Genomic DNA, 18,515 nt, shown 5'->3' on the forward strand with positions numbered 1-18,515 from the left:
GTTTTTTCGTTTGAAAATGGCTGTCTACGGCGGGGAAAAGCCGGGAACATTTTTTGCCCGGACGGATTTACAAGAATTGAGCCTTGCCGAGCGGACGGCGTTTCTGTAAGTATAGAGATGCAATAGCGGCCGGAGTCCCGCGCGTACTGCTTGAACTGGGGGGACGTTTGGCCGAAAGCCGCTGGGAGGGACCGGAATGAAAATGAACATGGTGAAAATTTTGACGATCCTGGCATTAGTGATGCCCGGCTGGTTTGTCCCGATAGGAGGAGGAATCGGGATGGCCGCTACGGGTAGTTTGGTGTTGAACGGCGATTTTGAAACCGTTGTCACGGACAGCTCCGGAAAGTGGACGGGAGGGAAAGCGCCGTCCAACTGGACAGGCGGATTCAAGGTCGGCGGTGGCACCTTCGCTGTGGACTCGACACAAGTGCACGGCGGGACGAAGTCCCTGAAGCTGTCCGGAAGCGCGACGTCGGACCGGGCTTCCGTCACGCAATCGCCGCTCGTCACACCGAATAAAAGCTATAAGCTGTCTTTGTGGATGAAGACGGACAACGTGAACGCCGGAAGCGGCGGCATGTATGTCCGGACGCAGTATCTTTATTATAACGGCTCTACGAACACGAAAATCAGCGACGGCCCGTTAACGCCGAAACTAAAAGGAACCAGCGATTGGCAGCCGTACGATCTATATCTGACGATTCCGTCGAACGTGAACAAAGTCGTGGTGGAGCCGATCTTCGATTTTGCTTCCGGCACCGCTTGGGTGGACGATGTGACGCTCACGGAGTGGACCGGGGCGACCGGTATTGCTTTGGAGCCAACCGCAGTATCCGTCGAAGTGGGGAAAACCGCGCAGCTGACTCCGGTCATTACGCCGAGCAGCGCGGCATCCGGCGTAACGGTGCTCTGGTCGTCGTCCGACGCTTCGGTCGCTTCCGTATCGGCCGCGGGCTTGGTAACGGGCAACCAGGTCGGTTCCGCCACCATTACCGCGCGGACCGATGACGGCCGTTTGTCGGCGCAATCGATCGTCAGCGTGGAAAGCGCCCAAATGATGCAGGCTTACGATACGATCCGGCTGAAGTGGCTGGACAAGCTGACGGGCGGTACCGGCTATGACCCTGCGGATGCCGACTACGCTTATTTTCTGGACAATCTGGCTTCCTCTGTCAGCAATGCGGAGCAAACCGGATTTTGGAACAAGCTGAACACGGCGGCGGGACGCACGTATCTGTGGAGCGATCTGGCTAGCACGACGGTCTCCGCGCAGATGACATCGAATTTCTCCCGCTTAAGAACGATGGCGGTCGCTTATAAGACGCCTTACTCGGCTTTGTACAACAATCCGGCGCTGAAGAAGGATCTTGTCGAGGCCATGGACTGGATGTACGCGAACCGGTACAACGAGAACAAAGCGCCGTATGACAACTGGTGGGACTGGGAGATCGGGGCGGCTCAAACCATTAACGATATTCTTGTGCTGCTGTATGACGATCTGAGCCCGGCGCAGGTGGAGCAGTACATCAGGGCGATCGACAAATTTTGCCCGGACCCGGTCTATTCCTCCGTTCTCGGAGTGAAAGGGAAGAAGCAGAACGGCGCGAACCTGTTGGACAAAGCGCTGGTCGTTACGCTTCGCGGCGTGATCGGCAAGAACGGCGCGAAAATCGTACAGGGCCGCGATGCAATCGGCAGCGAGTTTGTCTATACGACGAGCGGCGACGGGGTGTACCGCGACGGCTCGCTGGTGCAGCACACGAACATCGCTTATACCGCAGGGTACGGCGGGGTGTGGCTGAAGGGCGCTGCGGATATGGGCTACATGCTGAACGGCTCGCCTTGGCCGATTACGGACCCGCGGACGAACACTGTGTACGATTGGGTGAGTCAAAGCTTCGAGCCGATCATCTATAACGGGCTTGCGCTCGATATGACGAACGGGCGGGGCATTTCCCGGCAAACCGCGGGTTCCGCACGGGGGCTGATGATGACCATCCTGCGCATGTCCGACGGCGCACCGGCGGATAAAGCGGCCGCTTACCGCAGCATGGTCAAGGAATGGATTACGAAGGATCGAATCACGACGAATTATTATCAGGCGTCCTCGTCGATTTATGAAATCAAGCTGCTGAAAGGATTGTTGAACGATCCCAGTGTACAGCCGCGCGGCGAGCTGGTGAAGAGCCAGATCATGGCGGGTATGGACAAAGTGTTTCATTTCCGTCCCGGTTACCTGTTCGGCGTCAGCCTCTTCTCCGACCGGATCTCCTCGTTCGAGAAGGGCAACGGCGAGAACTTGAAGGGCTGGTTTACGGGCGTAGGCATGACGTATTTGTACAATGACGATCAGACGCAGTACCGCAACGATTTTTGGCCGACGGTGGACTCGTTCCGGCTGCCGGGCACGACGACGGACGGCTCCGGCAAAACGCTGACGGCGACCGATTGGGCGAGCTATCCCAACACCCAAACGTGGGTGGGCGGCTCTACGCTGGACGGTCTGTACAGCGCGGTCGGCATGGACTTTACGCTCAAGAAGCTCACGGGCAGCGACCTGCAGGGTAAAAAATCTTGGTTCTTGCTCGACGATGAAATCGTCGCGCTCGGCGCCGGCATCACCTCCACGGGCAGCAATCCCGTTGAGACCATTGCCGACAACCGGAAGCTGACGGACGGGAACGACAACATTCTGACGATCGATGGTACCGTCGTGCCGAAGGAGACCACGGATCTCAATCGGACGGTCCAATGGGCGCATTTGACCGGGAACGTTCCGGGGACGGATATAGGGTATTATTTCCCGAACGGCGCAAATGTGGCTGTGAAACGGGAAGCGCGCACCGGAGCGTGGAAGGACATCAATACGGGGTTCAGCTCGACGCCGATCACCCGTAATTACCTGAGTCTGGCTTTTGCGCACGGCGTCAAGCCGGTGAACGCGGATTACGCTTACGTTCTGCTGCCGAACCGGAATGCGGCGGCAACCCAGAACTACAGCGCGCAGCCGCCGGTGTCGATTCTCGCGAACAATGCTCAGGTGCAGGCGGTGCGAAAGCCGTCGCTCGGGATCACGGCGGCGAATTTCTGGCAGGCCGCGACGGTCGATTCGTTGACGGCGCGAAATCCGGTTTCCGCGATGGTGAAGGAGCGGAATGGAGAAATCACGCTCTCCGTCTCCGATCCGACGCAGAAGCAATCGTCGGTTACCGTCGAGCTGAACCGCGGCTCGCTGGTGCCGGTAAGTCAGGATAGCACGGTGCAGGTCATTCAGACGTCGCCTAAACTGATCGTACAGATCAACGTGGCCGGTTCGGCAGGGGCGACGCACACGATCAAGCTGCGCGACCCGCTCGTCCCGCACTGGGAGGGCGGTGTGCTGCAGGCCACTAACGTCTCGGAAACCGGCGTATCCCTCGCCTGGTCCGGGGCGGTGACGAGCACGGTAACCGATGCGACGTACCGCATCTATCAGAACGGAGCCCCGATCGCCAGCGTCAGCGGCAGCACCTACGGGTATGACGTGCGCCAATTGGCGCCGGGCACGACTTATACGTTCGCCGTACAGGTGGCGGATGCAGGCGGACGCGTCAGCACTGACGGTCCAAGCGTAACAGTAACGACTTTGCGTACGGAGCGGCCGGATACGGCCGCTCCTACGTGGCCGTCGGGCAGTGCGTTAACCGCAGCGGAAGTGAACCGCGGCGAAGTCACGCTCGCTTGGACGCCTGCCGCCGATGACAACGGCGTAGCCGCATACCGCGTCGGCTGGGGTGCCGGTCAATCGGCCACCGTGGCCGGCAGCGTGTATTCGACCGTGATCCGGGGCTTGGCCCCGAACACGGCGTACACGTTCCGCGTCGAGGCGGTGGACGGCGCAGGCAACTGGAGCGCCGGGGGACCTAGCGTGACGATGACCACGGCGGGCATAGAGCCCGAGAAGCCAGGTCCCGGCCCGGGGCCGAAACCAGAGCCTGGACCTGGCCCAACGCCTGAGCCTGGTCCAGGCCCTAGCCCTGGACCGTCGCCGAAGCCTGATTCGAGCTCCGATTCGGATTCCGGCTCGGACTCGGGCTCGTCAACACCTGAGGCTTCGCCGGGTTCCGCTTCGCAGCCTGGAGCATCCGGCTCTGCTGCGGCGGGATCGAACGATCCGTCCAAGAAGCCCGGCACGGTCGTCGTGAAGGAAGAGGAGCTGCAGCGAGCAGCGAATGGCAAAGTGACGCTGCGCATGGACGAATCGGCGTCAGAACTGGCGCTCCCGGCACAAGCGGCCTCCTTGCTGCGGAACAACCCGCTGGAAGTGGAAATCGGCAAGGCAGCGCTCACGATTCCGGCCGCGGTGCTGGAACAAGTGAGCGGCAGCCTGCCTTCGGATACGGCGGACGCGCGGATTGTGCTGCGTCTGCTCCCTGCCGCAGAACAGGCGGTCGCGCCGAATGCGGCCAAGCCAGACACGTCGTCGGAGCTTCGCTTGGCGGGGACCGTGTATGAGCTTGGAATCAGGGCCGTCGCGCCAAACAAACCGGTGTTCCGTCCGGAGAAGTTCTCCGCGCCGGTCGTGCTGAAGCTGCCTTACGATGCCGCCCGGACGGCCGATCCGGACAGACTGGGCATTTACGCATACAACGAAACGTCGAAGACATGGGATTTTGTCGGAGCGAAGGTCGATAAAGCGGCAGGTACGGTGTCTGCAGCCGTTACGGCCTGCTGCACGTTCGCCGTGCTGGATTACGACAAATCGTTCGCGGATGTGTCGGAGGATCACTGGGCGTACCGTACGCTGAAAGTCATGGCGTCCAAGCATATCGTCAGCGGCGTGACGGAACGCGAATTCAACCCCCAAGGAGCGACGACGCGTGCGGAATTTGCTGCCATGCTCGTTCGCACCCTTGGACTGAAAGCAAGCCCGTCGGGGACGCCTTTCCGCGACGTGGACCCGAAGGCGTGGTATGCGGACGCGATTGCGGCTGTCCATGAAGCGGGGGTAGTCGACGGAGTGACGAGTACGTCGTTTGCTCCGGGCGAACCGATCACCCGGGAGCAAATGGCCGTCATGCTGATGCGGGCTTACGCTTTCCAGGGCGGCAAGACGGCAGCGCCGGATGTACAGCAGCTTGCAGGCTACCGGGATGCCGGACAAATTTCCGCATGGGCGGAGGACGCGGTCCGGCAAGCCGTTAAGCTCGGCTTCCTGCAGGGGCAGGCGGAAGATAGGCTTGCTCCGCAAGTTCACGCGGTACGCGCCGAAGTCGCCCAAGTGCTGCTGCACATGATCACGGCAGCCGACCCGCAAGGGAAGTAGGCGATTGCCGGACAGGACTATAGAAAGCCATCCATGCGGGCGTACCGTGTCTTTTTGACCGGTGCGCCTGTGGTCTTGCCAAATGGCGGGACGACGCATTAGACTAAAGTGGAGAAAGCGAGGGGGAGTCATACACCATGAAACGCACCTATTTCCGCATACGGAACCCGTTTGCTTCGTTTCGCAAGTCGATGCTGCGGCGCATGCTCGCCGTATCGCTTTTTGCCTCGATCTTCCCCGTCATCTTTGTCGGGTTCTCCAGCTATTGGTTTTCGTCGTCCGCGATCCGCGAGGAAGTGGACCAAGCCAACGCCCGCGTCTTGAAGCACGCTTCGTACTCCATCGATACGGCGCTGCAGCGGGTCCGCAGCAATGCGCTTCAGATGCTGCTCGGTTCGTTCTTCAACGGCAACCTGACGGAGCAGAAATGGACGAACTACGCCGGATTTTACTCCAATTTATTCCAAAATTTATCTTCTCTTCAAAATAGCAACGCCGAGATTAGCCGCATTGTCATGTATATTGCCGAAGACGATTATCTGGTGTCGCCGGATCAAGGCGGACATAAGGTAGCCGGAGAGGAGGACCGCCGGCAACTGCAAGGCCTGCTTGCTTCCCGCGAAGCGATGTACTGGAGCCACGATACGTTCCGGTTTATGGGGGACGCCCCCGGCGGACAGGCGGGCGTAACGCTCGTGTGTCAGGTGCCGTTTCAAGCCTCGGAGCCGATCGGGCTGCTGCTTCTGCAGCTGAATCCGTCGTTCCTTCAGGAAAATATGACGCGTTTTTCCGCTTATCCGGACGAGCTTTCGTTCATCTTGAACGAGGAGGGCCGGGAGGTCGTCTCGTCGGCCGGGCAGCCCGCTCCCCAAGGGTTGTACGAGCAGGTGGGAGAGCATCCCGGGCGCGCCTTCTCCTTCGCGTGGGAAGGTCGCGATTATTTGGTCACCGCCCTCCATTCTTCGTTCAATGGCTGGACGTACCTCGATATGGTGCCTTTGCAGGAGTTGAATGCCAAATCCCGCGGCATCGCCGTCATCACCGTGGTCATTGTGCTGGTATTTCTGCTGCTGGGCGCAGCGGCGACGGCGTGGAGCACGAAGCGGCTGTACCGGCCGATCGAGCATCTGGTTTCGCTGGTGCGCGGGAACCGGGACGAGGAGCTGCTGGCCGACGAGATCGGCTACGTGCAGAGCCGGTGGGCGGAGCTGAATCAGGCGACAACCCGCCTGCAGACGCAGCTCAACCGGCAGCTGCCGGCCATTCGCGAGGCGTTCGCGCTGCAGTGGCTGCAAGGGCATTACGCGCATTATACGCCGGAGCAGCTTCCGGTTCTGTTCGAACGCTATGCCGTGCCCTATCAGCACATGCACGCCGTTTTTGCGCTCGCTTACGATCAGTCGCCGGACGGCAGCAGCCGGTTTCGGGAAAGCGACAAGGAATTGATCGTATTTACGATGAAAAATATCGCGCAGGACGTACTCGCGCAGCAGGGTGCAAGCGGCATGGTCGTGAACCTGCTGAACGATCAGATTGCCGTCTGGCTCTGGGAAGACACCGAGGACCCTGTGGCATGGTTCGCGCACGTGCAGGAATTGGCCGCGGGACTGCGCGCCGTGCTGGCCGACTACTTGAAGCTGCCGGTCACGGCGGGGCTTGGGGACGGGCCGGGGGCGCCGGGCGGCATGCCAAGGCTGTTCGCGCAGGCGGCGATGGCGATCCGCTCCCGCTTCTGGGCCGGGACCGGTCAAGTCATCCGCAGCGGGGACGGAGACATCGGGGAAGCGAAGTCCTACCCGTACCCGTTCGAGATCGAAGCGGGGCTGGAGCAGGCGCTGCGCAACGGCGATGCCGCGGAAGCGGAGCTGCAGCTTGAGCAGTTCGCCGCCTATGCGCAGGAGACGCTGCGGGAGACGGAGCGGATTCGGACGGCCTATTACCAGCTCCTCACCGCCGCGCTGCGGGTCGTCTTCCTGCTCAATCTGTCGCTTAAGGAAGGCGACGGCACCGGTGACGAAACCGACCTGTACGTGCAGATCAAGAACGTGCATTCGATCCAGGAGCTGAACGACTGGTTCCGGGAGCGGCTGATCCGTCCGATTGCCCGGAAGGTGCAGCAAAGGCACCATCAGGAATACGAGCGGACGTTTGAGACCGCCATCGTTTATATCGAGGCGAATCATCATATCGATCTGTCGCTGGATCAAGTCGCCGAGCGCTGCGGGCTTAGCCCGCCTTATTTCAGCAAGCTGTTCAAGCGGATCGTGGGTGTGTCGTTCATCGAATATTTGACGGCCTACCGCATCGACCGCGCCAAGACGCTGCTGCAGACGACCGGCCTGTCCGTCGCCGAAGTGGCGGAGAGCGTCGGCTATCAGCCGAAAAATTTCATCCGCGTATTCAAAAAACAAACCGGGCAAACGCCCGGTCAGTTCCGCGAGACGGGTTCGGCGTAAAGCCGGACCTGTTTTATTTTGGTTGAAAGGTTGAAAAACCTTCGATCAATACGCTTAAGCCAAAAGAAAACTCCTTCTCCCAATCCGTATTCGTGATATGAGGGGCCAGGCGGATCGTATTGGGGAATTGCTCCTCCGGTAATTGTTGAAAAAACCGGCTGTACCGCTCGCCCATTGCTTCAAACGAACCATGAGCTTCATCCCCGGCAAAAGCGTGAAGCCGGGTTTCTTCGGCGACGAATCCCAGCACATAGTTTTTCAGCATGGACGCGATCCACGGAATTTGAGGGTCCGTGAAGCCCGCCGAGACGAAGAGCTGATAGAGCTTTTCGATTTGCGTTAGACGCTGATAGCCTACCCCGATGGTAAGATTGAACAGCTCTACCGCATCCCGGTGCTGAAGAAGGACTTTCCTGAACTGAATTCCCCATTGCAACACTTGCTCTTTCCATGGTAGCGACGCCTCCGGCCAAACCATTTCCCCGCTGATTTTGTCCGAAAGCAATTGCATCAGCTGCTCTTTATCTTTGAAATGGTAATATAAGGAGGCGGTTTTGACCTGCAGCTTGTCTGCGATTTTGCGCATGCTGAGTTCCTTCAGGCCGATCTCATCCAGCACCTGCAGCGCGGTTTGAAGGATACGAACCCGGTCGAGCGGAACATGCGCGGCTTCTGCCTCCGGCCAACCCAGGATGGAGTCCGGGGGAGAGATCCTTTTCCTAGCCATAAGAATTCACCCTTTCCGTTGACAAGTATACCATATTAGATTATTCTAACACTATTAGATTAATCTAATATAATTAGATTAAAAGGTGATCCTGGTGAATACCTGCGATAAAGTACATATTCTGCCCTGCGGTAGAGTCAAAGTTATAAAGGAGGCAATTATATGAAACTGAACCACTTAAATCTTTGCGTCAACGATCTGCCCGAAGCAACGGATTTCTTCCAGAGTTTATTCGGCTTTCAACTGCTCGGCCAGAAAGGCGACGCTCTCGCCGTGATGAGCGATGGAGAGGGCTTTACCTTGGTTTTGAGCCGTTTTGGAGAAGAAACCGTAACTTACCCGAAGGATTTCCACATCGGTTTTTATGTTGAAACGATGGCCGAGGTAGATGAGTTCTACGCCAAGCTCGCTGCCGCCAATATTCATACGGAGCACGGTCCCAGAAAAATGAGAGGCGGCTATACCTTGTACTTTACGGCCCTTGGCGGCCTGCTCTTTGAAGTCACGTCTTTCTTTCGCGAATCCGAATGACGAATAGCAAGAAACCGCCCCATATCGAATTCGCTTCGATACGGGGCGGCACTTTTATCGCCTAGTGTTATTTAATAAATTGCACGTCGTAGCCTTTTTGCTTCAATTGGTCGAGAACCATATCTTTCACCGCATAGTGCGCCGCACCGATGACGACAAAATAAGTGGATTTACCGTCTTTCTCCAACAATTCCGCCAGTTTTTTCGTCATGTTCTTGTCCCGTTCCCCGAGCAGCCTTTGAGCCAGCCCGCTTTGGTTAAACTGCTGGGAAGAAGCGGAGAAGGATTGGGTAAAGCCGTCCAAGTCCCCCTTGGCCCACAGCTGCTGCCATTGCTTGAATTGTGCGGCCATATCCGGAGCGGTGGCGTCAGGCGTCAACAGGTGGTCCAGCATCGCATTCAATTCCTTCTCCTGCTCTTGCGGAGACGCGCTACTCAGAACATCACCTTGCAGCTTGAACCCTTCCAGCTCCTGCACCGGTTTTCCAGCCAGCTTGGCACTCGACAGGAAGTGCATATCGACACCCAAAGCGGTCGCCTGCACCAACTCCTCAGGAGATTTCATAAGCGCCGTAAGGGACAGGTTGGAGCTGATCACCCAAGGCTTAAGCTGATCGAAGGCTTGCTTGGGCAGTCCCAATTTGTCGATTACGCGCTCCAGCTTTTCATAGGTTTCTTTGGAGACGTGATCCTTCAGCGTCGTGCCGTCGTTATAGCTCGTCAGACTGGTGAAATACTCTAATCCAGCCGTGTCGTCCGGCATGAGATTCACTTCGACCAGCAGCGCGTCGGACGATTGGAACGCATCCTTGACCTGTTTCCGCAGCGGATACATCTCCGGAATCCCCAGATGAATCGATCCGAACAAATACATCGTGTTGTTCCCCTTGGTCACTTTCCAGAAAAGCCCTTTTGCCCCGCCGTCGGCAGTTTCGTAGGCATATTCGATGACCCGACTGGCCAGCACGGCCGCCTGCTCGACGGTGCACGGTTGATCCAGCTCCAGACCGCTGCCCGTTCCTTGGACGATGCCTTTTTTCTGCAAATACGCAATCGGCTCAGCGTCCTTATCCATCTCGAAGGCTGCCGGCAGCTCGTATTGCTTTAACAAAGCGAACAAAGATTGGAGAACGGTGTCTCTAGTGATCGTTGCGGTTCCCGATGGCAGCGTGAACTCGCCCTTTTTGCTTAATCCCAGCGCATCCAGCTTCGCTCCGGCTGCTTGGACTAACGATTGAAATCTATCATGAGCGATCGGTTTTTGAAAGGTTCCGTCATAGTACCAAGACAGCGGGAAAATACCGTATTTTTCCCCTTCGTTCAGTACGCCCATCGACCATGGACTGATCTGAGGCGCAGCCTGTGGCGCTTCGTTCGCCAGTGCGGGTACGACGGTTCCGAGCATTGTGGTGACGGCGAGCAAGCCCCCGGCCAGGCCGCGTTTCCACTTGTTCCATGTTCCAGATTTCATGAGATGTTGCCTCCTAGATGTATGTAGTAGAATCATAGATGAAAGCAGTACTGATTATAGACCTTTCGACTGGAAAACTCAACCATTGGGTGGAAAACGCGGGCTGCGGACATGCTCATTTTTTATATTGCCGGCGAAGATAAGAAGTGGGCATGACGCCGATAAATCGTGCACCGGCGCGTCTTTTCGGCATCTGTCGCGAGGGGCGATGCTCCTTTTTTGCCCGGAAACCGCCCCAAGAATTGCGCCTTGCCGCCGCCTCCGCTTCGCTGTACGATGCAGACATATTCGATCGAAGACGGATTGATCTGACAACGCAGGAGGTGGAAGCATGGGTTCATCCGAAACGGAAGCGGTTCGCGGTACGAACGTTCCGGCCGGCTTGCGGAAGAACGGAGCCGGGCCGAAGACAAACGGCTTCATCAAAGAATGGGCGGTCGCTTTGCGAAGAGACAAAGGCTTATACTTGCTCGCGGCGCCGGGATTGCTGTTTTTTCTCGTTTTTAAATATTTCCCGATTTGGGGATTGGCTCTGGCTTTCAAGGATTACTCGCCTTGGAGCGGCTTCTGGGGCAGCGAATGGGTAGGGTTCAAATATTTCCAAGAATTTTTCTCGAACCCCGACTTTTGGATTTTGTTCCGCAACACGATGGGGATCAGCTTTATGAACATCTTATTTTTCTTCCCGATGCCGATCGTGCTGGCGCTGCTGCTGAACGAAGTGCGCGCGCTGTTCTTTAAGAAATTCGTGCAAACGGTTATTTACTTGCCTCACTTTTTATCCTGGGTCGTCATTGTGGGTATCTGCTTCCTGCTGCTCAGCCAAGGCACCGGCGTAGTCAACCAATTGATTACGGAATCCGGGGGCAAGTCGATTGCTTTCTTGACGAACCCGGACGGCTTCTGGCTCATGCTGACCGCGCAGAGCATCTGGAAGGAAGCGGGCTGGGGGACGATTATTTTCCTCGCAGCGCTTACGGCCATTAACCAAGAGCTGTACGAGGCGGCCCAAATCGATGGGGCGAACCGCTGGAAGCAGATGCTGAACATTACGCTGCCGGGCATCCGCAGCACGATCATCGTGCTGTTCATCCTGCGGCTCGGACAAGTGCTGGAGGTCGGCTTCGAGCAAATTTACCTGATGGCGAGCGCACCGGTATCCAGCGTGGCCGACGTGTTCGACACCTACGTCTACCGCGTAGGCATCCTGAACGGCCGGTTCGGCTATGCGACCGTCGTCGGCGTCTTCAAGTCCGTGGTCGGTCTCATCCTCGTCGTTGCGGCCAACCGTCTCGCGAAGCGTTTCGGAGAGGAGGGGCTATACTAACATGAAAGCATCGGCCTCTTACCGTTTTTTTCAAGCGGCGAATTACGTGCTGTTGACCGTCATCTCGCTGCTGACGCTGCTGCCGTTTATGTATGTGGTGATCGTCTCGTTCACCGACGCGAACGAGTACGTGACGAAGTCGGTCGTTCTTTTTCCGGAAAAATGGAGTCTTGACTCGTATCGATACATCTTGTCGACGGGGACATTCATCCGCTCGATGGGCATCAGCGCAACGCTGGCCGTCGTCGGTACCCTGCTCAGTCTTGTCGTAACCAGCTCGCTCTCGTATGTGCTGTCACGCAAGCGGCTCAAGGGCAAGCAATTTTTCCTCGTGGCGATTTTGCTCACGATGCTGTTTCAGCCGGGGATGATTCCGAACTATATGCTTGTGGACAGCTTGGGCCTGACCGATACGATCTGGGCACTCATATTGCCGGTGCTGACTGGGGCCTGGTACGTGTTCTTGATGAAGAACTTCTACCAGGACGTGCCCGCCGAATTGGAGGAGGCCGCCAACATCGACGGCTGCTCGGACATCGGCGTCTTCTTCAGGGTCATGCTGCCGCTGTCGCTGCCGGCGCTGGCCGCTTTCGGACTGTTTTTTGCGGTGGCGTACTGGAATACGTATTTCAGCGCGGTGCTGTACATTAACGACGACTCGCTGCGGCCGATGCAGGTGCTGCTCCAACTGCTGCTGATTCAGGCGTCCACGCAGGTGGCCGACCCGAGCGTCGCGGCCATGATCCAAAGCGAACAGACCGTGCCGCCGGATGTTATCAAAATGGCTGCCGTCGTCATCTCCTCGCTGCCGATCGTTGTAATTTATCCGTTTTTGCAGAAGTATTTCGTCAAGGGTATGATGGTGGGCTCGGTCAAAGGCTGACAGTTTCAAGCCTGACCGTGTCCGGCCGTTCACCGATAAAGAACATTCGCCTCGCATCCGGAAACATACTTAAGGGAGGTCATCTTGGAATGAAAACGATGAAAACAATCGCAGCGGGCGCCGTATCGGTCGCCCTGGTCGCTTCGCTCGCCGCCTGCGGCGGGAAGCCGTCCGACGCTCCGGCAGCTCAAGGGGACGGCAAATCCGGCAAGCCGATGGATATCACCGTCACGACGATCGCGTTCAGCGCGGCGCCGACCGGGGAGCTGGAAGGGCTCAAGAAGATCGGCGAGAAATTCAACGTCAATCTGAAAATCAACTACATCCCGGCCAACAATATTACGGAAAAGCTGAACGTGCTGCTGGCGTCGAGCGACATTACCGACGTGATGTTCGTAGAGGACTTCAATACGACGCCAAGCTTCCTGAATGCGATCGACAAAGGCGCGTTCTGGGAACTGACACCGTTTGTCAAAAATTATCAGAACTTATCCAAATATCCGCAAAACGTTTTTGATAACGCCTCCATTAAAGGCAAGCTGTACTCGCTGCCGAGGGTGCGTCCGCTGGATGGCTCCGAGGCGCTCCTGCTGCGCAAAGACTGGCTCGACAAGCTGGGCATGCAGCCGCCGAAGACGATGGACGAGCTGCATAACGTACTCACGGCCTTCGCGAAGAACGACCCGGACGGCAACGGCAAAGCCGACACGTACGGATTGGCGCTCTTCGGCTCGCCGGGCCCGGCCGGGTATCTGATCAGTATGTTCGGCGCGGGAACGGGCTGGCAGAAAGGCACGGACGGCAGCATCACCCCGAACTGGATGACACCGCAGGCGAAAGAGGCGATGCAGTTCTGGAACAAAACGTTCCAATCCGGAGGCATCGTGCCGGATCTGCCGGTCATGAAGAGCCAGCAGGTGCGCGACATGCTCGTGCAAGGAAAAGCCGGTGCGGCGATCACGAACGTCTCCGACGCCTATAAATTCAATCAAGACTTGAAAAAAGCGAATCCGAACGCTAACCTGATGGCCTATGAGATTCCGAAAGCTGCGGACGGCAAAGCGCATTACGAGCAGGCCATCGGCTATTACGGCCAATTCCTCGTCAGCAAGAAAGTGAGCGAGGAGAAGCTGAAGCGCATTCTGGAAGTGTACGATTATACCGCTACCGAGGAAGGCTACAATCTGGGCACGTACGGCATCAAGGATACGGACTTCACGATCGGCGCCGACGGTGCAGTCACGCAAACGGAAGAAGGCAAGAAGAAAGGCTATTCGGGCGATTCCACGGGCCAATGGGTAACCGGCTATTATAACAAGTATTTGCGCGCCAGCGCGCCGGGCATGCCGTCCGACGTACTGGAATACAATAAAAAGCTGGTCGATACGATCGCGGGACAATCCGAGCCGAATCCGGAATTCGGGCTGCCGAAATCGGCGCCGTTCAAGGAAAAAGGAGCCGACTGGAACAAAAAGATCAACGATATGATGATCAACGTCATTATCGGCAAATCGACGATCGACGATTGGGACAAATTCGTCAAGACGATGAAGGACGACCCGGGCTACCAAAGCCACATCAAGGAAATGAACGACAGCTTTAAAGCCAAGGGTCAGAAGTAATCCGCAGAGGAACGAACGACGCTAGCAAGCCCGCCTGTACTCCAAACGGAGTGGCAGAGCGGGCTTGGCTGCGAGGTTGCCCAAAAATTTTGAAGAAACGGAAGGAGATGTGCCGGCACATGAAGCATGAGCCACGGTTGGCCATACCGACGGAGCAGCAGCTCCGCTGGCAGGATATGGAGCTTGGGATGTTCTGCCATTTTGGCATCAATACGTTTTGCGATCAGGAATGGGGTGACGGCTCGGACTCGCCCGAGCGCTTCCATCCGACGGCGCTGGACGCCGTCCAGTGGGTAAGGACCGCGAAGCAGGCCGGATTCCGCTATTTTATATTGACCGCGAAGCACCATGACGGCTTCTGCCTGTGGCCGACCCGGACGACCGACTATTCGGTGAAGTCGAGCCCGTGGCTTGATGGAAAAGGCGATGTCGTGCGCGCTTGTGCGGAGGCTTGCCGAAGCGAGGGGCTCGGATTCGGCATTTATGTATCGCCGTGGGACCGGAATGCGGCGTGCTATCGGGATCGTGCCGCTTACGACGACTTCTACGCCGAGCAGCTGACCGAGCTGCTGACGCAGTACGGGCCGCTCGTCGAGGTATGGTTCGACGGGGCCGGGTCCGAGGGCCGGCAGTACGATTGGCCGCGCATCATTGCGCTCGTCAAACGGCATCAGCCGGACGCGATGATTTTCAACATGGGGGCCCCGACGATCCGGTGGGTCGGGAACGAGGACGGCGTCGCGCCGTATCCGTGCTGGAACACGGCCGAGACGGCCCGGGTCAGCATGTTCACCGAGGCGGCCGTGAACTGGCTGCCGGAAACGCCGGCCTGGCTGCCGGCCGAGTGCGACGTGCCGATTCGCAGGAATCACTGGTTCTGGCATCCGGACGACGAAGCTCGCCTGCTTAGTCTGGAGGAGCTCATGGACGTGTATTACCGCTCGGTCGGGCACGGAGCGACGCTGCTGCTGAACGTAGCTCCGGATCGGCGGGGGCTGCTGCCGGAGGCGGACGTGGAGCGCGTGCTGGCGTTCGGGGAGGAGATCCGCCGCCGTTTTGGCAGCCCGCTCGCCGAGGTGAAGGACGCCGAAGGTACGGCGGAATTGGCGCTGGACGAACCTATGGAGCTGGATCATGCGGTGCTCATGGAAGACATCCGGTATGGCGAATGCATCCGGGAATATTCGCTGGAAGCGATGCTGGACGGACAGTGGATTGAGCTCGTCCGAGGCAGTGCGGTCGGCCACAAGAAGATCGACCGGTTTGCTCCGGTCCGTACGGACCGCATGCGTCTGAACGTGCTGGACAGCATCGCTGTGCCGAAAATCCGCTCGATGTCCGTGTATTGCGTTACCGGGGAGGAAGGGAATAAATAGATGCCATCGGCCCCCGCTTGCCCTTTCTGTTATAATGATCGTAAAAAGGCGGCGGAGGGGCTGTTGACGAACGATGGCAGCTTCCCGTCATGACGAGGCAGGAGGGCGGAGCATCTGAGAACGGATCGTTTATTGGCGATCACCGTGCTGCTGCTGAATCGAAAAAGGCTCAGCGCCAAAGCACTGGCCGACCGGTTTGAGGTTTCCACCAAGACGATTTACCGCGATATCGAGGCTTTGAGCCTGGCGGGCATTCCGATCGTTGCGCATCAGGGGACGACCGGCGGTTTTGAGATTATGGAGCAGTTTACGATCAGCCGTCAATTTCTGGCTCTGGACGAGCTGTTGTCCATGCTGGCGGCGGTTCAAGGCATACGTACGGCGTTCGACGACCAATCGGTTTCCAATCTTCTGGAGAAAGTAAAAACGATGCTGCAGCCGACAGAGCGGGAGCTGCTGGAGCAGGGCGGAGCGCCGCTGACATTCGACTTCAATCCGTGGGGGCAGAGCGCGTCGGCAAGGGCGAGGGTTCAGGCGCTAAGAACCGCGATCGGGGAGCGTCGTACAGTTACGTTTCGCTACACGAATCTGGATGGAGCGGGAACCGAACGGACCGTGGAGCCGATCGGTCTGATCCTCAAAGGCTACCTGTGGTACTTGCATGCCTACTGCACGCTGCGGGGCGAATTTCGCGTGTTCCGGCTGTCCCGGGTCCGGGAGCTGCGCGTGACGGAGGAGCGTTTCGAGCCGCGGCCGGCACCGGCCCTGGACTCGTATTCCTGGCAGCCGGAATGGTCGGAGCCCGGCGCATCCGAGGTGGTGCTGACCTTTCGGCCGGAAGTCCGTGACCGGGTGGAGGATACGTTTCCGACGGAGCAGGCGGAGTGGCTGCCGGACGGTTCGATCCGCGTCCGCGGCAGCTATCCGGCCAACGAGTGGTTTTACGGCTGGATGCTCAGCTTCGGGGACAAGGTGAGAATCGACGAGCCGGCGTTTATGGCGAGGGAGCTCAAGGAGCGGGCGCAAAAGATAATTGCGCAGTACGCGGAACTATGACAGGGTGCTGTCCAATTTTGCATCGTATACTAAGAAACGAAGGTTACAGAACATCGCGATGACCGATCGCAACTATACGATGAAAAGAGGACGAACCTATGGAGACGAGCTTTGCTTCCAAACCCGCAATGCACCTTGTCGGCGTGAGCGCCCGAACGACGAATCAGCGCGAAACCGGCCCGGACGGGACGATTCCGCGGCTGTGGAACGATTTTTTTGCTGCAAACTTGTCCAAGATCGATGGTGTGAGCGAGCCGCATTTGACCTACGTGCTGTACACGGGTTACGAGAGCGACGTGAACGGAGCTTACACGGTGCTGATCGGGCATGCGTGGGCAAAGGAGCAGGCGCCGGAAGGACTGGCCGTAGAGGCGGTTCCGCAGGCGCGGTACGTCGTGTTCAAAAGCGAGCGGGGCTCCGTGGCCCGCGTCGTGGCCGAGGCGTGGCAGCGGATCTGGGCGTGGTTCGAGACGTCGTCGTACGAGCGTGCCTATACGGGCGACTTCGAGGTATACGATGCGCGCGGCTTTGACCCCGGCGATGCCGAGGTCGAGATTTATGTGGCGGTACGCGAGGCGTAACTGACAAAACAAAAATTCCCGAAGATACACCATTCCGGCGATATCGGGAATTTTTTTCCAAAAAGAATCGGGCAGTAATAATTAGCGTTTTGTTTCAAAGGTGAAAGCTTTCTAACAAGTGTCTGAAGTTTGGGAAGGGCCGTGTCGGCCCTTTTATATTTTTTAGTTATTCGTAAACATTACCTGCACCGCTAGCGGAGTCAAAATTATTACTGATATTCTCAATCATGGTATAGAAGTTGCTTCCTGTCGATGAAACAGAAGCAACTTCACTATACCAGGTTCCCGACTGCGGAATATCGCCCGACACAACAGCACTGCCGTAACTTTGTTCTTGTCCCAAGAAATATTTAATTACATGATATTTAAGTTTGGGTGTAGCGCTTCTTAGCGTAGTTTGCCAGCCGTGGAAGGTGACTTGGTTTTTGGAAATGCTATAAGCAGAATTAATTGTGATCGATTTGTTTGTAGCCAAATTATCAAAACTGTAATAAGCAACGGATCCGAATGCGGTATAACTAGGTTCGATAAATTTGATGGTCTCCATTGGTTTGCCTGCACTTACTTTACCATAATCTTGTGAGTTCTCTAAGTTGATCTTTAATGGTTCGATCTGTAGCATCCAAGTACCATTTTCTTTTACAACCGAATATGGAAGAACTGGTAAAACCCCGGTCTCACTAAGGGTCAATTTCACTTTTAATTCTACCTTATTATCATTAAGTTTATTCTCCGATATGATTTGATAGGACGTGACGGTCTGGTCTTGGAAAGATTTTTCATAGTGTGAGCGACGTGCTGATTCGTCATTAAAATTAAGGTCTTTAGTATTGGCGATTAACTCATTAACGTTTCCAGCCTTCATTGCCTCGAACGCATTTGTTGCAGCCTCCAATGCTTGATTTGTTTCCGCTTCGTTAGATGATGAAGCAAAAGCTGTTGAAACGCTCATGAAAAATGCAACCACCACAATCTGTAAGATCTGAATCCCTCTTCTCATCTACTTACCACCAATCCCATAAATTTGAACTCTGGCCAGAATTCTACTAGTATAGACTATATCTCATGAAAAAAAGTTGCGTTATTTTGTAAAAAAATACATCAAATAAAATTTAATACAAATTTTAGGTAATCTATGAGACTGGTTCGTGGTTAATTATTTATGTACTAAAACTCT

Annotated in this window: 12 protein-coding genes; 9 read left to right on the top strand and 3 right to left on the bottom strand. The window is 56.7% G+C overall.

Annotated elements, in window-relative coordinates; genetic code table 11:
• The first annotated feature begins 196 nt into the window (after positions 1–196).
• Positions 197–5,308: a polysaccharide lyase family 8 super-sandwich domain-containing protein gene (locus NI000_RS27050; protein WP_253414472.1), complete on the top strand. Its 5,112-nt coding sequence runs from the start codon at positions 197–199 to the stop codon at positions 5,306–5,308.
• A 137-nt stretch (positions 5,309–5,445) separates the two neighbouring features.
• Positions 5,446–7,764: an AraC family transcriptional regulator gene (locus tag NI000_RS27055; RefSeq protein WP_253414473.1), complete on the top strand. Its 2,319-nt coding sequence runs from the start codon at positions 5,446–5,448 to the stop codon at positions 7,762–7,764.
• Between the two features lie 13 nt (positions 7,765–7,777).
• Here the strand turns inward: NI000_RS27055 and NI000_RS27060 are convergent, their stop codons facing one another.
• Positions 7,778–8,491: a TetR/AcrR family transcriptional regulator C-terminal domain-containing protein gene (locus NI000_RS27060; RefSeq protein ID WP_253414474.1), complete on the bottom strand. Its 714-nt coding sequence runs from the start codon at positions 8,489–8,491 to the stop codon at positions 7,778–7,780.
• A 162-nt stretch (positions 8,492–8,653) separates the two neighbouring features.
• On the opposite strand from NI000_RS27060, the gene NI000_RS27065 reads away from it, so the two are divergent.
• Complete coding sequence (locus NI000_RS27065; RefSeq protein WP_253414475.1) at positions 8,654–9,022, top strand: VOC family protein; 369 nt, start codon at positions 8,654–8,656, stop codon at positions 9,020–9,022.
• Between the two features lie 67 nt (positions 9,023–9,089).
• Here NI000_RS27065 and NI000_RS27070 read toward each other — a convergent pair whose 3' ends face one another.
• Positions 9,090–10,493, bottom strand: a complete 1,404-nt coding sequence (locus NI000_RS27070) for a TraB/GumN family protein (RefSeq protein WP_253414476.1) — start codon at positions 10,491–10,493, stop codon at positions 9,090–9,092.
• 331 nt (positions 10,494–10,824) lie between these two features.
• Here NI000_RS27070 and NI000_RS27075 point away from each other — a divergent pair, with 331 nt between their 5' ends.
• The 6 genes from NI000_RS27075 (at position 10,825) to NI000_RS27100 (ending at position 17,338) form a co-directional block, all read left to right on the top strand.
• Positions 10,825–11,820 carry an ABC transporter permease gene (locus tag NI000_RS27075; protein ID WP_253414477.1) on the top strand — a complete coding sequence of 332 codons (996 nt, stop codon included), beginning with the start codon at positions 10,825–10,827 and terminating at the stop codon, positions 11,818–11,820.
• Between the two features lies 1 nt (position 11,821).
• On the top strand, positions 11,822–12,703 hold the full coding sequence (locus NI000_RS27080) for a carbohydrate ABC transporter permease (RefSeq protein WP_253414478.1): 882 nt from the start codon (positions 11,822–11,824) through the stop codon (positions 12,701–12,703).
• Positions 12,704–12,792: 89 nt separating this feature from the next.
• Positions 12,793–14,325, top strand: a complete 1,533-nt coding sequence (locus tag NI000_RS27085) for an extracellular solute-binding protein (protein WP_253414479.1) — start codon at positions 12,793–12,795, stop codon at positions 14,323–14,325.
• A 119-nt stretch (positions 14,326–14,444) separates the two neighbouring features.
• Entirely contained in the window at positions 14,445–15,701 is a 1,257-nt protein-coding gene (locus NI000_RS27090) for an alpha-L-fucosidase (protein WP_253414480.1), read from the top strand.
• Between the two features lie 132 nt (positions 15,702–15,833).
• The gene (locus NI000_RS27095; protein WP_253414481.1) at positions 15,834–16,757 is read left to right on the top strand and encodes a helix-turn-helix transcriptional regulator; all 924 of its coding nucleotides are present in this window, start codon (positions 15,834–15,836) and stop codon (positions 16,755–16,757) included.
• 98 nt (positions 16,758–16,855) lie between these two features.
• On the top strand, positions 16,856–17,338 hold the full coding sequence (locus NI000_RS27100) for a GyrI-like domain-containing protein (RefSeq protein WP_253414482.1): 483 nt from the start codon (positions 16,856–16,858) through the stop codon (positions 17,336–17,338).
• Positions 17,339–17,504: 166 nt separating this feature from the next.
• Here the strand turns inward: NI000_RS27100 and NI000_RS27105 are convergent, their stop codons facing one another.
• The gene (locus NI000_RS27105) at positions 17,505–18,338 is read right to left on the bottom strand and encodes a hypothetical protein (protein ID WP_253414483.1); all 834 of its coding nucleotides are present in this window, start codon (positions 18,336–18,338) and stop codon (positions 17,505–17,507) included.
• Between the last annotated feature and the right edge of the window lie 177 nt (positions 18,339–18,515).

It is taken from the genome of Paenibacillus tyrphae (assembly GCF_024158745.1).
GTDB classification, from domain to species: Bacteria; Bacillota; Bacilli; order Paenibacillales; family NBRC-103111; genus Paenibacillus_G; species Paenibacillus_G tyrfis_A.

Coding starts and splice junctions, on each gene's coding strand:
- NI000_RS27060 (WP_253414474.1), bottom strand. CDS start 8,491: ATGGCTAGGAAAAGGATCTCTCCCCCGGACTCCATCCTGGGTTGGCCG.
- NI000_RS27050 (WP_253414472.1), top strand. CDS start 197: ATGAAAATGAACATGGTGAAAATTTTGACGATCCTGGCATTAGTGATG.
- NI000_RS27075 (WP_253414477.1), top strand. CDS start 10,825: ATGGGTTCATCCGAAACGGAAGCGGTTCGCGGTACGAACGTTCCGGCC.
- NI000_RS27085 (WP_253414479.1), top strand. CDS start 12,793: ATGAAAACGATGAAAACAATCGCAGCGGGCGCCGTATCGGTCGCCCTG.
- NI000_RS27105 (WP_253414483.1), bottom strand. CDS start 18,338: ATGAGAAGAGGGATTCAGATCTTACAGATTGTGGTGGTTGCATTTTTC.
- NI000_RS27055 (WP_253414473.1), top strand. CDS start 5,446: ATGAAACGCACCTATTTCCGCATACGGAACCCGTTTGCTTCGTTTCGC.
- NI000_RS27080 (WP_253414478.1), top strand. CDS start 11,822: ATGAAAGCATCGGCCTCTTACCGTTTTTTTCAAGCGGCGAATTACGTG.
- NI000_RS27100 (WP_253414482.1), top strand. CDS start 16,856: ATGGAGACGAGCTTTGCTTCCAAACCCGCAATGCACCTTGTCGGCGTG.
- NI000_RS27065 (WP_253414475.1), top strand. CDS start 8,654: ATGAAACTGAACCACTTAAATCTTTGCGTCAACGATCTGCCCGAAGCA.
- NI000_RS27090 (WP_253414480.1), top strand. CDS start 14,445: ATGAAGCATGAGCCACGGTTGGCCATACCGACGGAGCAGCAGCTCCGC.
- NI000_RS27070 (WP_253414476.1), bottom strand. CDS start 10,493: ATGAAATCTGGAACATGGAACAAGTGGAAACGCGGCCTGGCCGGGGGC.